We start from the raw sequence: 14,722 nt of genomic DNA on the forward strand, positions 1-14,722 counted from the left end.
CATCTTCTGGTGGGCGAGGTCGGCGACGTTGCGGTGGGTGACCGCGACGCCCTTGGGGACACCGGTCGAGCCGGAGGTGAACATCGCGTACACCGGCTGATCGGCATGGACCCGCACCGCCGGATCGCTCGCGTCCGTGCCGTCGAGCAGCTCGGTGACGTGGAACAGGCGGGCGTCGGCCGGGAGTTGGAGGTCCGGGAGGTCGGTGTCGGTGAGAAAGTAGCCGATGCTCGACTGGGCGACGATCAGCTGGATGCGCTCGACGGGGTAGCGGGTGTCGAGCGGGACGTACACCGCGCCGGCCTTGACCACGGCGAGCGTGCTGACGACCGAGTGCACGGACCGCTCCTGGAAGAGGGCGACCCGGCTGCCGGGCCGCGCCCCCTCCGCGATCAGCCGGTGCGCCATCCGGTTCGCGCGCTCGTTCAGCTCGGTGTACGTCAGCTCCTCGCCGCCGTGGACGACGGCCACCGCGTCCGGGGTCCGGGCGGCCTGGGCGGCGAACAGCTCGCCGAGCCCCGCTGCCGCCGCCGTGTCGGTGACCGGGCCCGCCAGCTCCTCGAGAAGCAGCTTCCGCTCTACCGAGGACAGCAACTCCAGCTCGGCGACCGGCAGATCGGGCGCCTCGGCCGCCGCGACCAGCAGCCGTACGAGCCGCTCGGCGGTGGCCTCGACCGTGCGGGCGTCGTACAGGTCGGTGGCGTACTCGACCGTGATGTCCAGGCCGCCCGCCTCGCCGTCCGCCGTCCGGTGCTCGGCGAAGGAGAAGGTGAGGTCGAACTTGGCGGCCTGCAGCCAGGTGAACTCGGCGTGCGTGTCCAGGCCGTCCGAGACGAGGGTCGGCGTGGCCGCGTCCGTCAGCGTCAGCATGACCTGGAAGAGGGGGTGGCGGGCCGCCGACCGGTCCGGGTTGACGGCCTCGACCAGCCGGTCGAAGGGCAGGTCCTGGTGGGCCCAGGCGGCGAGGTCGGTCTCGCGCACCCGGGTCAGCAGCTCGCGGAAGCTCGGGGCACCGCTCAGATCGGTGCGCAGCACCAGGGTGTTGACGAAGAAGCCGACCAGGTCGTCGAGCTGCTGGTCCGTGCGGCCCGCTATCGGCGAGCCGAGCGGGATGTCCTGGCCGGCCCCGGAGCGCGAGAGCAGCGTCGACACGGCGGCCTGGGCGACCATGAACACCGAGGCGCCGGACTCGCGGGCCAGCCGCGCCAGCGCCGCGTGCACCTGGGGCGGGCAGTGCACGGTGTGGGTGGCGCCGCGGTAGGAGGCGACCGCCGGGCGCGGCCGGACCGCCGGCAGCGTGGCCTCCTCCGGGAGCTCCGCCAACGCCTGCTTCCAATAGGAGAGTTGAAGGGCGGCGACGCTCTGTTCGTCCGCCGCGTCGCCGAGCAGGTCGTGGTGCCACAGGGCGTAGTCGGCGTACTGGACCGGCAGCGGCTCCCAGGCCGGGCGCTGCCCGCGCGAGCGGGTGACGTAGGCGGTGCTCAGGTCGCGCATCAGCGGCTGGTAGGACCAGCCGTCGGAGACGATGTGGTGCATGACGACGAGCAGCACGTGGTCCTGTTCGTCGAGCTCGAACAGCCGGGCCCGCAGCGGGAGTTCGCCCGCCAGGTCGAAGGTCCGGGCGGCCTCGGCGGCGAGCAGGTCCGCCAGGGTCGCGTCGGTCGCGGGGGTGAGCGGCAGCTCGACGCGGACCGTGTCGGCGGGCAGCACCCGCTGCCAGGTCTGGCCCTCGGCCGTCCCGAAGACGGTGCGCAGGCTCTCGTGGCGGCCCGCCACATCGGTGAACGCGGTCGCCAGGGCGCCGGTGTCGAGGGAGCCGCGCACGCGCACGGCCAGCGGGATGTTGTACGTCGCCGACGGGCCCTCCAGCTGGTCCAGGAACCACAGCCGCTGCTGGGCCGCCGACAGCGGGAGCAGCCGCGGGCGCTCCTCGGTCGCCGTCAGCTCGGGGCGAGCCGACTCGCCGCCGTCCGCGGCGATGTACTCGGCGAGCAGGGCCGCGGTCGGGTACTTGAAGAACTCCCGCAGCGAGAGCTGGGCCTTCAGTGAGGTGCGGACGCGGCTGACCAGGCGGGTGGCGAGCAGCGAGTGGCCGCCGAGGGCGAAGAAGTCGTCGTCGATGCCGACCGAGGGCAGGCCGAGCGCGTGCGCGAACAGACCGCACAGCACCTCCTCGACGCCGTTGCGCGGTGCCCGGCCGTTCGCCGTCGCGCCGGCCCGGGGGGCGGGCAGCGCGCGCCGGTCCAGCTTGCCGTTCGGGGTCAGCGGCAGTGTGCCCAGCGGGACGAGCGCCGAGGGGACCATGTACTCGACGAGCTCCTGGCCGGCGTACCGCAGCAGTTCGGCGGCGTCGATGACACCCTCGACGGCCGGGACGACATAGGCGACCAGGCGCTTGTCGCCGGGGCGGTCCTCGCGGACGATCACGGCGGCCTGGGCGACCGAGGGATGGGAGGTGAGGACCGACTCGATCTCGCCGGGCTCGATGCGGTTGCCGCGCAGCTTGATCTGCTGGTCGGCGCGGCCCCCGAAGACGATCTCGCCGTGCTCGTTCCAGGCGGCCAGGTCGCCGGTGCGGTACATGCGGCTGCCGGCCGGGCCGTACGGGTCGGCGGTGAAGCGCTCGGCGGTCAGGTCGGGGCGGCGGCTGTAGCCCTGCGCCAAGTGCGGGCCCGCTACGTAGAGTTCGCCGGTCTCGCCGGGGGCGGTGTGGCGCAGCTCGCCGTCGAGGACGTACATCGCGGTGTTGGCCATCGGAATGCCCAGGTGCAGCCGCTCCAGGGTGCGCACCTCGGGGGTGAAGGCCTGGTAGCTGCAGAAGACGGTGGCCTCGGTGGGGCCGTAGACGTGCATGACCGTGGTGTCCGGGCACCGGTCGAGGACGTTCTGCAGGGCGGTCGCGGAGAGCACGTCGCCGCCGGTCCAGATCTCCCGCAGCCGGGCGAGGCCCTCGATGGCCTCGCTGGCCATGGCGTCGAAGAGGGCGGTGGTGAAGTACGCGGCGGTGATGTCGTGCCGGGCGATCGCCTCGCCCAGCTCACCGATGTCGATCTTCGGGGAGGACAGTACGACGGCGAGGCCGCCGCGCAGCAGCGGCACCCACAGCTCGTACGTCGAGGAGTCGAAGGCCAGCGGCGAGTAGGCGAGGACGCGTTCGTGGGCGGCGGTGCCGAAGCCGGGGTCGAGGGCCAGTTCGACGACGTTGCGGTGGGTGTTGACGACGCCCTTGGGGGTGCCGGTGGAGCCGGAGGTGAACATCACGTACAGCGCCTGGTCGGGGTGGACCGCGACGCCGGGCGCCTCGGCCGGGCCGTAGGCCGTGACGCTCTCGTCGTTCAGGCGGAGCGCGGGCAGGTGGGCCGCGAACTCCGTCTCGTCGGCCGGGCGGTCGGTGACCAGCAGTACGGCGGAGGTGTTGTCGAGGATCCACGACTGGCGCTCGGCACGCTGGCGCGGGTCCAGCGGCACGTACACGCCGCCGCTCTTGAGGACCGCGAGCACCGTGACGACGTAGGCGAGCGACCGGTCGAAGAGCAGCCCGACCGCGTCGCCGGGGCCGACGCCCGCGGCGATCAGCTCCCTCGCGAGGGCGTTGGCCGCGCCGTCGAGCTCCCGGTAGGTCAGCTCGCGCTCCCCGCGGACCAGGGCGGCCCTGTCGGGGGTGCGGGCGGCCTGGGCGGCGAACAGCTCGTGCAGCGGGCCGACGGGAAGGTCCACCGCCGTGTCGTTGTACGCGGTGACGCGGGCCGGCACGCCGTCGGCGCCGGGGGGCAGAGCGGGGCCGGCTTGCTGCTGGGACATCTCGACACCTTCTTGGAAGCTCGGTTGGCTGGTCTCGCGGCGTGCCGGGAGACCGACGGAGCCACGACGGGGAATGTGCGGGGTCTTGCCAAGTCGTAGGGAGCGGCCGGGAGTTCACCCGGCCTGGGCGGTCACCCGGCCCGCGCGGGCGGCGCCGCCTCCGGAGGGAGCAGCACGTCCTCGGCGTCCAGCGCGTCGACGCGGTACTTGCCGACGGCACTGATCAGCAGCCGCAGCTCCAGGGCGATGCTCTCGACGAGTCGGACGAGCCCGTCCTCGGCGTCCTCGTCGACGGCCAGCAGGGCGGCCCGGCCGAGCCCGACCGCATGGGCCCCCAGCGCGAGCGCCTTGACGGCCCGGGTGCCCTCCCAGATCCGCCCGCTGGCCAGCAGGCAGTTCCCGGTGCGGCCTATCCGGGTCAGGCACTCGCCGAGCTCCAGCCCGACCTGGCCGAGGAACCCGCTGGGCGCCCAGGCGGTGCCGCCCTCGGCGCCGTCGACCGTCACGGAGTCCGCGCCGGCCGCCCAGGCGGTGGCCGCCGCAAAGTCCACGTCCCGCCCGGGGTGGAGCTTCACCCACACCTTCACGCGCGGGAAGTTGTTGCGCATCAGCCGGATCTGCTGGCGCAGGATCTCCTCGGTGAACGTGCCGGGGCTGCTGATCCGCAGGACGCGGTCGCTGCCGGCGCCGAACACCGGGTCGGTGGCGTACTGTTCGGCGACCCGCGCGGCGGCGTCGCGGCCCAGCACGGTCAGTCCGCCGAGGCCCGGCTTGGCGCCCTGGCCGACCTTCAGCTCGAAGGCGAGGCGGCCGGAGGCCAGCAGCGGTTCGCAGACGGGGTCGCTGTAGAGGAGGTTCCACACCTCGGCGTCCGCGTCCTCGGTGGACTGCTGGACGACGACACCGCCGTACGCGTCCTTCGATGCCTGCGCGTACGCGGCGATCCGGCCCAGCAGCGGGGAGACACCGCCGTCGGAAGCGGCGCGGTAGCCGTTGACCGGCACCACGTTCTCGCCGATCACCATCGGGATGCCGAGCCGTCCCGCCTGCCGCCCGGCGGCCTCGCCGAGGTCGCGGCTGGCGACCTGGGTGGAGCCGAACGCCGACACGTACAGCGGCAGCCGGGAGGCGAACCCGCCCACCACGGTGTCGAGTTCGACGTCCGTGTAGAGCGGCTCGCGGGCCAGGTCGATGAGCTTCTTCAGCCGCTCCGGCATGAACACCGGCGGCACGATCCGGGCCCGCTCCAGCAGGTCGCCGGGGTCCGAGCCGGCGGGCTCGGCGCCCAGCAGGCCGCTGCCGTAGGCGTCCAGGGCGGGGAACGCGCCCGCCGCCCCGTGCCGGGCCCGGTGGCGCACCTGTTCCTCGGGGAACCCGGCGGCGCTCAGTACGGTGCTCACGCGGACACCACTCCCGGAAGCTTCGGGTAGGCGCTGGCCTCCCAGACGGCGGTGCGGCCGGTGACGTAGCGGGTGAGGCGCTCCAGGCCGATGCCGAAGCCGGAGCTGGCGGGGATGCCGCGGCGGGCCAGGTCCAGGTACCAGCCGTACTTGGCGGGGTTCTCGCCGGTCTCCCGCATCCGCGTCACGAGCGCCGCGTAGTCGTGCTCGCGCTCGCTGCCGCTGGCGAGTTCGCCGTAGCCCTCCGGGGCGATCAGGTCGAAGTTGCGCAGTACACCGGGCTGCTCGGGGTCCTCGCGGTCGTAGAAGCCGCGCGAGCCCTTCGGGTAGTCGGTGACGAAGAACGGGCGGCTGGTCTTGGCGGAGATGATCTCCTCGCCCTGCCAGTCGATCTCGGCGCCGGGGTCCTGCGGATGGCCGAGCGCGATCAGGTCGGCGGTGGCCTCCTTGTGGGTGGTGCGGGCGAACGCGCCCACCACCACCTCGCGGAAGGCGTCGCGGTCCCGGCCGAGCAGCTCCAGCTCGCCCGGCAGCTCCCGGACCACCTCGTCGACGACGTACGCCACCAGCCGCTCGGCGACCTCCATCGCGTCCTCGCGGCGGGCGTCGCGTATCTCCACGTCGATCTGGTGGAACTCGGCGAGATGGCGGTGCGTGACGGCCGTCTCCAGGGGCTCCAGACGGACGTTCGGCGCGATGTAGAAGATCTTGTCGAAGGCCAGCAGCGACGCCTGCTTGTAGAGGATCGCGCTGGTCATCAGCTTGTACTTGTGGCCGTAGAAGTCGACGTCGACCTGCTTGGAGCCGCGGATGCCCGGGTCGGTGACCGGCCCGATGACCGGCGGCAGCAGCTCCTGGAAGCCCTGCCCGGTCAGGAATGCGCGGGTGGCGGCCAGCATCCGGCTCTGCACACGCAGCGTGGCGCGCGTGCTCTCGTTCAGCAGGTGCTGGTCGGGCGAGGACGGGAACGAGGGCGGCGTGCGGCCGTCGAGTCCGGCGGACGTGCTGGTCATGGTGCTACCTCCTGGGTGTGCTGCCGTGAGTCCGACGGGCGCCGGGACGCCGCGGGAAGAGTGCTCCGGATGGGGGTCGAGGCGAGGGTGCGGTCGTGGCGGCGCTGCACGAACGACAGCGCGTCGTACAGCCCCGCCGCGGTCAGCCGACCCCCGCGCCGCGAGACATGGCCGATGGGCATCGCCCCGATCTCCGACCAGACGAGCCGGCCGGAGCGGTCGATACGGCTGCGGGTGCGGCCCGCGTTGTCGGGGTGAAGGCAGTAGGGGACATCGAGCAGACCGCGCGCGAACGCCTTCAAGAGCGCCTGCCCGATGTCCGCGTCGAGGGCGAGTACGGCCTCGACGAGCGCGCGGGCCTCGGCGTAGACGGGGTTGTCGGACACGTCGGCGAGCGCGGCGAGGCGGTCCGGTCCGGCGATCGGACGGGGGGCCGTGCCGCGTCGGACGAGCTGCGCCCGGTGCAGGGCCGCCGCCCGGGAGGCGGTGCGCAGGGCCTCGACGTTCTCCGCGACCGTCGGGATACGGTGCGACTCGGCGGTCGTCTTGACGATCAGCCGGGCCGCGCCGGTGTCCACGGCCAGCTCGGCGGAGCGTTCGAGGAGGTCCAGGGCGCCTTCGCGGGTCCGCGGGTACAGGCCCATGTAGGTGTAGAGGACGATGTGCCAGTCGGTGTCGGGGAGCAGGTCGCCGGCCAGCCGCCGCAGCGCGTGCACGGCCTCGCGGTCCTGCTCGGCATTGGTCTGCTGCGCGTAGCTGAGCGAGATGCTGCGCAGGCCCGCCCGGTGGAAGAACAGTGCTTCCAGCGCGCTGATCGCCACCAGCAGCCCCGGCGGGCACAGCTGGCCGAGCATGCAGCCGCCGAACGTCTCCAGGTGCGGTTCCGTGCCGTGGGCGCGCAGTGCGGCCAGTGCCTCGCAGCTCTCCTGCCAGTTGCGCACGGAGTCCAGCAGCGGGGTACGCCCGTAGGGCAGGCAGTACGAGACGGGGCCGCCCTCGGTGGCGTCGAGGCCGAGCTGCGCCAGTGCGGCGACGATGCCCTGGGGGCGCGCCGAGCCGTGCCGCACCTGCACCGGGAACCCTGCGTCGCGGACCCCGTCGAGGACCCAGCTCGCGGTGTGCGGGCTGTAGGAGGTGATCGGGAACCCGTTCAGCGGGACGCCCTCGTGCAGTGCCAGCACGGCTGACGGTTCGTCACCGACCCTGGTGTAGCTGTCGATCGTGACGGTGCCGACGACCGGGTCCGCCGCGTTCTTGGTGGCGACCAGGCCCGCCCGCATCAGCGAGGGGTCGGAGAATCCCATCCGCGGCTGCACCACGAGCGTGCCGCGTGCCTGCGCCTCGGCGACGAACCGGCCGAAGGACAGCGGGCGTCGGTGCACGGCGGTGCGCTCCGCGGGGCGGGGCTGGACCGGGGCGGTCATCGGGCCACCTCCTCGGCCAGGGCGCGGGCCCGGGGCAGCGGGGTCCGGGCCCCGGAGGTCCGCGGCAGTGAGCCGACGAAGGACTCGAAGGCGGCGAAGTCGACGCCCTCCTGGAAGACGGCGTCGAAGCCGGCCCGCATGAGCTCCGCGGCCTGCTCCTGCCGGCCACCACCCGACACCCCGAGCTTGCCGCCGATGACGGCGGGCAGGCCCGCCAGCTCCCAGCGCGACCGGACGGCCTCGATGAGCGGTCCCGCGTCGTTGAAGCCGTGCCCGTTGACACTGCTGACGACCAGCAGGTCGGGCTGGAACTTGCAGCAGGACTCGACGATTTCGTCCCGGGGAATGCACGGCCCCAGGTTGACGACGGTGTGCCCGAGGTCTTCGAGCAGCAACTGGATGAATACGAGGTTCCAGGTGTGCGCATCGGACGGCAGTCCCGTAACGACGACGTCCAGCGGCCCGGATCGAGGGCGAGCCGCCCATTCCACAGGCTTCATTGTTCGCTTCGTCCACATCATCGGATGACAGGGGAGAAGGAGTTTCCGGTGGGTCCGGAACTTCCTTTCGGACATCACCGTAGATTCGCGCCGTGGCCGTTTCCGGCGTCCCCGGCGGCAACCGGCAGGCAGGTAGGCAGCAGTTGTGCGCCGGCTGCCGCCGGGCCGCTCCTCGGCCGCGAATAGTGGGGTGCAGGAACCCGTCGGTGGGGTGCAGAACCCACCGGTACGACCGACCGAGGAGTCACGCCATGGCGGACACGGACACCCTGGAGTACGTGCTGGACCGGGCACGCGAGCGCATCGACCGCAACGAAGCGCTCGGCGAGGCTCAAGTAGCCGTCTTCGAAGCCGCGTTGACCCTCATACGGGCAGGTCAGCCGGGGCTCTCCGAGCTGCCTCAGGAGCGTACCGAGCTGCTGCGCGACGCGCTCGCGGCGGTCCGTGCGGCCACGGTGGCCACCGGTATCGCGGTCACCAGCGCCCATCGCGGCGGGGTTGCCGCCCAACTGCCTGGCTCGCTGCCCGGCGCGGCGGCCGTGCGGATCTAGCGTCTTCTCCACAACCCGACTTCGCACTTCGCAGAGGTGGACATCATGGCGACGAACCCGTTCGAGGACTCCAACGGCAGCTATGTCGTTCTGGTCAACGACGAGGGTCAGTACTCCCTTTGGCCGGCGCGGATCGAGCAGCCGGCGGGCTGGGAGACGGCCAAGGAGGAGAGCGGAAAGCAGGAGTGCATGGAATTCATCGAGGCGAACTGGACGGACATGCGCCCGCGTTCGGTGGTCGCCGCGCTGGCGGGCTGAATCCGCGCATTCACAAACGCCTGACGGGCTGGAGGAATCCAGCCCGTCAGGCGTTTGTGCGTGCTTTTGCTTCCTGCGTTTTCCGTCAGCCCTCGGAACCGACCACGCACCACTCCAGCACAGCCATCGCGGCCGTCATCTTGTGGTACGCCTGCCGCCAGGTGATGCTGCGCGGGCCGTCCAGCACCGCGTCGGTGACCTCCTGGCCGCGCACCGCGGGAAGGTCGTGCAGGAACACGGTGTCGGGGCCGCCGAAGCGGTCGAGGAACGCGTCGTCGATCCGGAACCCGGCGAAGTCGTCGAGCCAGTTCGGGTTCGCCTTGGGGACACCCATGGTCTGCCAGCGGCTGGTGTACACCGCGTCGGCCGTTCCCTCGACCTCGTCGAGGCTCGCGACCTGGGTCACCTGCGCCTTGCCGCCCGCGAGTTCGTCGGCGAGGTCCAGCTTGTCCTTGGGCACCTCGTAGCCGCTCGGGCACAGCAGGGTCAGGCGCAGGCCGGGGGTGAGGGCGGTGGCCAGCGCGAGGGCGGCGCCGGAGCTGTTGCCCTCGCCGACGGCGAGCAGATGCAGCCCGTCCAGCGAGCCGAACCGCTCGGTGAGCGTGGCGAGGTCGGCGATCGCCTGGGTGGGGTGCTCGTCCAGGCTCAGCGCGTTGACGACCGCGAGGTCCGGGCTGCTGCCCAGCCGGCGTATCTCCTCGACGTCGCCGTTGGTGCGCACCACGAGCGCGTCCAGGTACTGCCCGAGCACCCGCGAGGTGTCCTCCACGGTCTCGCCGGTGCTGAGCTGGAGCTCGTTCGGCCCGTACGTGATGGTGTCGGCGCCCAGCCGGGTGGCGCCGCTCCAGAAGGAACTGCGGGTGCGGGTGGAGGACTTGGCGAAGTAGATGCCGACCTGCTTGCCGTCGAGGGACCTGCGGTCGACGCCGTCCTTGCCGAAGGAGGCGGCCCGCCGCACGATCCGGTCCAGCTCGGCGGGCGTGAGGTCGGCCAGGGAGATCAGGTTGCGCATGGGTGAAGTGCCTTTCGTGGAGGAGGGGTTGAAGAGCTGGTGCGGTCTCTCAGTCGGCGGCGCCGACCAGGTCCGCCGTGGCGGGACGGTGGTCCTGGAGCAGTTCACGGACCAGGTTGAGGACGGCGAACCCGACGGGTCCGCCCGGCTCGGTGGGCAGTTGGCGTATCAGGCCGCGCAGCAGCAGGCAGTGCACGTCGCGGGCGGTCTCGGCGAGCGTCGCGGCGCTCGCGCGGGTGGCGGCGTCCACCGTCCACGGGTCGGGGAGCGCGGCGAGCCGGGTCAGCAGATCGGCCGCGCGGGGGTCCAGGCCGGCAAGGGCGGCGCCGAGCAGTTCGCTGAGCGCCGCGCCGCTCTCCGCGGTCTCCGGGGTGACCCCGTCGACCAGGAGGAGCGGGGTGGTCAGGGCGATGTCGAGGAGCTGCTCGGGGGAGTAGAGGAGCAGCCAGGAGGCGGCCGCCTCCAGTGCCTGCGGAATGCCGTCCAGGCAGTGGCAGATGTGGGCGAGGGTGGCGGTGACGGCGTCGGTGGGCAGGACGTCGGGGCGCATGTGGCTGACGTAGGACAGCATCAGCTCGGTGGCGGGGCGGCCCGGCAGGAGAGTGTCGCCCGGCCGGGCGGACGCGGTGTCGGGGAGCAGGGGCGCGGGCAGCGGGGCCAGCGGCAGCAGGCGTCCGCCCAGCGGCCGGCCGACCTGCCGGGTGGTGATGATGATCTTCAGCCGCTCGCAGGCGCGCAGCAGGTTCAGCAGCGCGGGTCCGGCGGCCGGTGACGCGTCGTGGCCGTCCAGCACGATCAGGGTGGGCTTGGAGCCGATGACGGAGGTCAGTTCCTCGTACCGCTCGCCGTCGCGGATCAGCGAGCGGACCCAGTCGGTCATCGTGGACTGCGGGCCGCGCTCGATGCCGGTGCCGGGTGCCTCGTCCAGGGCGACCCACAGGACGGGGATCCGGTCGCGGGTGTGCAGCAGCAGAGCCGCCTCCTGCGCGAGCCGGGACTTGCCCACGCCGGGCAGGCCGACCAGGGTCAGCAGCCGGTCGTGCTGTCCGTCCAACCGGCCGGTGAGCGCCTCCAGTTCGGCCCGCCGGCCGACCAGCGGGCGCAGCGGGGTGGGCGGCGCGGCCAGCTCCGCGCTGTAGAGGGACTGGAAGACGCGCCCCGCCGAGTGGGCGTCGGCGGCGAGTTCGAGTTCGACACGGCGGGCATCGCTCATGCGCATGGCATTTGCCAGCAATTTGAGAGTCTCTTTACGAGGGTTCCGCACCCGGCCCTGTTCCAGGTCGCGTATGGCGCGCACGCTGACCGTGGAAAGCCCGGCGAGCTGTTCCTGAGTGAGGCCCGCCCGCCGCCGTGCATTCTGCAGCAGTCCATCAAGAGCGAGACTGAGACCGGGCGCAGACTCGGAATTCATTGTTGTCTCCTTGGTCCCCAAATGTCGTGGAAATGTATGGGCAGGCGACCGAGCTGCCGGGACATCCGGAACGGATCGTGTCCGGCCGGAATTTTCCCGGCGTGCGCACCCTTTCGAGCCTGTCGGCGAGGTTGGTGGCCCGCTGACGGAGTTGAGCTTCCGGTAAGGGGTTCCCGAACGATTCCCGGTGCAGTACCGCACCGTTACGCATCCGGCTACCATCAGCTCCGACCAGGCCAGAGCTGTGTGGGGACGCGGCGTCGAAGGGGGAGCGGTCGGTGACGACGGCGGCAGGGGAACAACTTCGGTTCAATATCCTCGGTCCGATCGAGGGGTGGTCGAATGGGGCGAGGCTGAGACTCGGCGGAGTCATCCAGGAACGGGTTCTGGCCACTTTGCTACTGGAGCCGGGAAAGGTTCTTCCGGTTTCCCGGCTTGTCGAGGCCGCTTGGGACGACGAACCCCCGGCGACCGCATCGCATCAGGTCCGCAAGGCAGTTGCGGACCTGCGAAGACGTATCCCGGACGGTTCCGAAGTCCTGCAGACCGAGGGCCCCGGCTATCGCGTAGTGATCGAGGAATCCCAGAACGACCTGTCCGAATTCGGTCTTCTTGTGCGAGCGGCCAAGGCGGCCGTGGCCGAAAACCGTTTCACCGAAGCCGTTGAATCGCTGCGCGGTGCCCTCGCGTTGTGGCGCGGCCCGGTGCTTTCCGGCGTGGGCGGCCCGGTGATCGACGCCGCTGCCACCAGCATCGAGGAACGGCGGCTGACCGCCTCCGAACAGATGCTGGAGCTGCGCCTCGCGCTCGGTGAGGCCGTCGAGATCATTCCGGATCTCCGTGAGCTGGTCGGCCGGCACCCGCTGCGCGAGACCCTGCGCGGCCAGCTGATGATCGCCCTGTACCGCGCCGGGCGGCAGGCCGAGGCGCTGGAGGAGTACGGCAAGGTCCGTGAACTCCTCGTCGAGGAACTGGGCGTCGACCCCGGTCCGCAGCTCACCAAGCTGTACGAGGGGATCCTGCGCGAGAGCCCCGAACTGGCCGGACCCCCCGTGGCCGCGCCCGCCCCGCCACCGGCCCCGCTCCCGGCCGAGCCGCCCTGCACCCTGCCCTACGACCTCGCGGACTTCACCGGACGCGACCGCGAGCTGGGCGAACTGCTGCGCTGCGCCACGGAGAGAAGTGAGCAGGGGCCGCGGATCGTGGCCATCGACGGCATGGGCGGCAGCGGCAAGACCTCCCTCGCCGTACGGGCCGCGCACCGGCTCGCCGACGAGTACCCGGACGGTCAGCTCCACATCGACCTGCGCGGCTACACCCCGGGCGACCAGCCCGTCTCCGCCGGTACCGCGCTCGACAGCCTGCTGCGCGCGCTCGGTATCCCCGGGGACCGAATACCCGACGAGGTGGCCGGGCGCACCGCCCTGTGGCGTGCGACCTTGACCGGGAAGCGGCTCCTGATCCTCCTCGACAACGCGGCCGACGCGGACGGGATCCAGCCCCTGCTGCCCGTCTCCCCCGGCTGCCTGGTCCTGCTCACCAGCCGCGCCCGGCTGGTGGACCTCGACGGCGCGCAGTGGATCTCCATCGGCGTGATGCCCCCCGGGGAGAGCGCCGCGCTGGTCGCCGAGACGCTCGGCGCCGCCCGCGTCGCCGCCGAACCCGAGGCCGCCGCCGAACTCGCCCGGCTCTGCGACCACCTCCCGCTCGCCCTGCGGATCGCCACCGCCCGGCTGCGCAACCGGCCCCGCTGGACCCTGCAGTACCTGGCGGAACGTCTGCGCGACGAGACCCGCAGGCTCGACGAGCTCAGCTCCGGCGCCCGCAGCGTCTCCGCCACTCTCCGTCTGTCGTACCAGGCCCTGGACGAGGAGTGCCGTACGGCGTTCCGGACCCTCGCCCTGCATCCGGGCGGTGACATCAACGTCCACGCGGCGGGCGCCCTGCTCGGCTCCGGCATCTGGGACGCCGAGGACCTTCTCGAACGGCTGCTCGACGTCCATCTTGTCCAGCAGCCGGAGATCGGCCTCTACACCTTCCACGATCTGGTCCGCAGCTTCGCGCAGAGCCTCTTCGACCCGGCGGGCGACACCGCCGGCGAGGACGGCAGCGCGGTCGAGCGGCTGCTCGGCTACTACCTGACGGCGACCGAGACGGCCTGCGACGTCCTCTACCCCGGCCGCCGCCACCGCCCCACCGGCATCGACCTCTCCACCGCCGAACTGCCGGACCTGCGCGACGCCGAACGTGCTCAGGACTGGTTCACGCGGGAGCAGACGGCGTTGCTGGCGGCGGTCACCCTGGCGGAACGGCGAGGTCAGGACCGGTACGTGGTCTGCCTCGCCCGCAACCTCGTCTTCCAGCTCAACGCGCGTGGACAGCTGGAGGAGTTCGGGGCGCTCGGCCGGGTATCGGTGGCCGCGGCGCAACGACTCGGTGACCTCGCGTTGCTTGGCATGAGCCTGTCCAACCTGGGGGTCGCCTGCTGGCGGCTGGGCCGGTTCACCGAGGGGCTGGAGGCGGCCCGGGCCGGCCGCGACGTCGCCGCCCGGCTCGGCGACCGGCACACCGAGGCGCACAGCGAGAGCACGCTCGGCCAGTTCAACAGCCTGCTCGGCAACTTCCCCGAAGCCCTCGTCCACCTGGAACGGGCCACGGCCTACGAACGGGAGCTGGCCATTCCGCGCGCGGAGGCCGACAGTCTGACCCTCCTCAGCACGCTCTACGAACAGTGGGGGCGCTACGAGGAGGCCAAGGCGGCGGCCCTGCGCGCGGTGGAGCTGCGCAGCGGACTCGGCCAGTTCGAGAGCGTGTTCAGCGCACTCACCGACGTCGCCTTCGCGCAGATCGGCCTTGGTGAGTACGAGGACGCCGCCCGCAGCCTGGAGAAGGCCCGGGAACTGTCCGCGGACGAGGGCGACCCGGGCGACGTGGCGCTGATGCTGGCTCTGCTGGCCGACGTGGACGAGCATCTGGGCCGGCCGGTCCGCGTTCCCGACCTCGCCGAGCGAGCCCTCGGCCTGGTCGCGGCCAACGCCTCACCGCTGCGCCGGGCCAAGGTGGAGAACATCGTGGGCCGGCTGCGCCGCAGACAGGGCGACCGGCATGCCGCGCTCGCCCTGCACGCCCACGCCCACGAGCTCGCCTTCGGGATGAGCTACCGCATCGAGGAGGCCTACGCCCTGGCCGGTCTCGCCGACGGTACCGAGGATGCCGACGCCGCCGCCCGTCATCGTGCCGAGGCCGAGGAACTCTTCGCCAAGCTGGGGGTCGCGGCGGACCGCCGTCGGCGCTGACATCGCTCGCCGCATATGCCGGAACGATTCTGCACCGGCACTGTGCTGTGTGTCGG

10 protein-coding genes are annotated in these 14,722 nt (G+C 72.1%); 3 read left to right on the top strand and 7 right to left on the bottom strand.

Translation table 11 applies throughout. The annotated features are described in order from the left end of the window. The 5 genes from ACN6LB_RS23695 to ACN6LB_RS23715 all read right to left on the bottom strand — a co-directional run. Positions 1–3,801: amino acid adenylation domain-containing protein (locus ACN6LB_RS23695; RefSeq protein WP_445027677.1), on the bottom strand; the 3,801-nt coding region annotated here is incomplete at its 3' end. Between the two features lie 131 nt (positions 3,802–3,932). Further along, complete coding sequence (locus ACN6LB_RS23700) at positions 3,933–5,201, bottom strand: glutamate synthase-related protein (protein WP_445027678.1); 1,269 nt, start codon at positions 5,199–5,201, stop codon at positions 3,933–3,935. Beyond that, positions 5,198–6,214 carry an asparagine synthetase A gene (locus tag ACN6LB_RS23705; protein WP_356138295.1) on the bottom strand — a complete coding sequence of 339 codons (1,017 nt, stop codon included), beginning with the start codon at positions 6,212–6,214 and terminating at the stop codon, positions 5,198–5,200. The genes ACN6LB_RS23700 and ACN6LB_RS23705 overlap by 4 nt, the downstream gene beginning before the upstream one ends. After that, positions 6,211–7,638 (bottom strand): methylaspartate mutase, encoded by a 1,428-nt coding sequence (locus tag ACN6LB_RS23710; protein WP_445027679.1) that lies wholly within the window; start codon positions 7,636–7,638, stop codon positions 6,211–6,213. The genes ACN6LB_RS23705 and ACN6LB_RS23710 overlap by 4 nt, the downstream gene beginning before the upstream one ends. Then, on the bottom strand, positions 7,635–8,138 hold the full coding sequence (locus tag ACN6LB_RS23715; RefSeq protein ID WP_445027680.1) for a cobalamin B12-binding domain-containing protein: 504 nt from the start codon (positions 8,136–8,138) through the stop codon (positions 7,635–7,637). Before ACN6LB_RS23715 ends, ACN6LB_RS23710 begins: the two co-directional genes overlap by 4 nt. A 251-nt stretch (positions 8,139–8,389) precedes the next feature. On the opposite strand from ACN6LB_RS23715, the gene ACN6LB_RS23720 reads away from it, so the two are divergent. Next, positions 8,390–8,689, top strand: coding sequence for a hypothetical protein (locus ACN6LB_RS23720; protein ID WP_445027681.1), 300 nt, complete (start codon positions 8,390–8,392; stop codon positions 8,687–8,689). Between the two features lie 45 nt (positions 8,690–8,734). Next, on the top strand, positions 8,735–8,947 hold the full coding sequence (locus tag ACN6LB_RS23725; protein WP_356138288.1) for an MbtH family protein: 213 nt from the start codon (positions 8,735–8,737) through the stop codon (positions 8,945–8,947). An 85-nt stretch (positions 8,948–9,032) separates the two neighbouring features. Here the strand turns inward: ACN6LB_RS23725 and ACN6LB_RS23730 are convergent, their stop codons facing one another. Further along, positions 9,033–9,959, bottom strand: a complete 927-nt coding sequence (locus ACN6LB_RS23730) for an ornithine carbamoyltransferase (RefSeq protein WP_445027682.1) — start codon at positions 9,957–9,959, stop codon at positions 9,033–9,035. A gap of 49 nt (positions 9,960–10,008) precedes the next feature. After that, positions 10,009–11,592 carry a helix-turn-helix domain-containing protein gene (locus ACN6LB_RS23735; protein WP_445027683.1) on the bottom strand — a complete coding sequence of 528 codons (1,584 nt, stop codon included), beginning with the start codon at positions 11,590–11,592 and terminating at the stop codon, positions 10,009–10,011. Positions 11,593–11,648: 56 nt separating this feature from the next. On the opposite strand from ACN6LB_RS23735, the gene ACN6LB_RS23740 reads away from it, so the two are divergent. Continuing rightward, positions 11,649–14,666, top strand: coding sequence for a BTAD domain-containing putative transcriptional regulator (locus ACN6LB_RS23740; RefSeq protein WP_445027684.1), 3,018 nt, complete (start codon positions 11,649–11,651; stop codon positions 14,664–14,666). Positions 14,667–14,722 lie beyond the last annotated feature (56 nt).

Source organism: Streptomyces sp. SAS_270 (assembly GCF_052543295.1).

Bases quoted from the DNA above. Each gene is read 5' to 3' on its own strand.
- ACN6LB_RS23705 (WP_356138295.1), bottom strand. From the start codon at position 6,214: ATGACCAGCACGTCCGCCGGACTCGACGGCCGCACGCCGCCCTCGTTC.
- ACN6LB_RS23710 (WP_445027679.1), bottom strand. From the start codon at position 7,638: ATGACCGCCCCGGTCCAGCCCCGCCCCGCGGAGCGCACCGCCGTGCAC.
- ACN6LB_RS23715 (WP_445027680.1), bottom strand. From the start codon at position 8,138: ATGAAGCCTGTGGAATGGGCGGCTCGCCCTCGATCCGGGCCGCTGGAC.
- ACN6LB_RS23720 (WP_445027681.1), top strand. From the start codon at position 8,390: ATGGCGGACACGGACACCCTGGAGTACGTGCTGGACCGGGCACGCGAG.
- ACN6LB_RS23725 (WP_356138288.1), top strand. From the start codon at position 8,735: ATGGCGACGAACCCGTTCGAGGACTCCAACGGCAGCTATGTCGTTCTG.
- ACN6LB_RS23730 (WP_445027682.1), bottom strand. From the start codon at position 9,959: ATGCGCAACCTGATCTCCCTGGCCGACCTCACGCCCGCCGAGCTGGAC.
- ACN6LB_RS23735 (WP_445027683.1), bottom strand. From the start codon at position 11,592: ATGGTAGCCGGATGCGTAACGGTGCGGTACTGCACCGGGAATCGTTCG.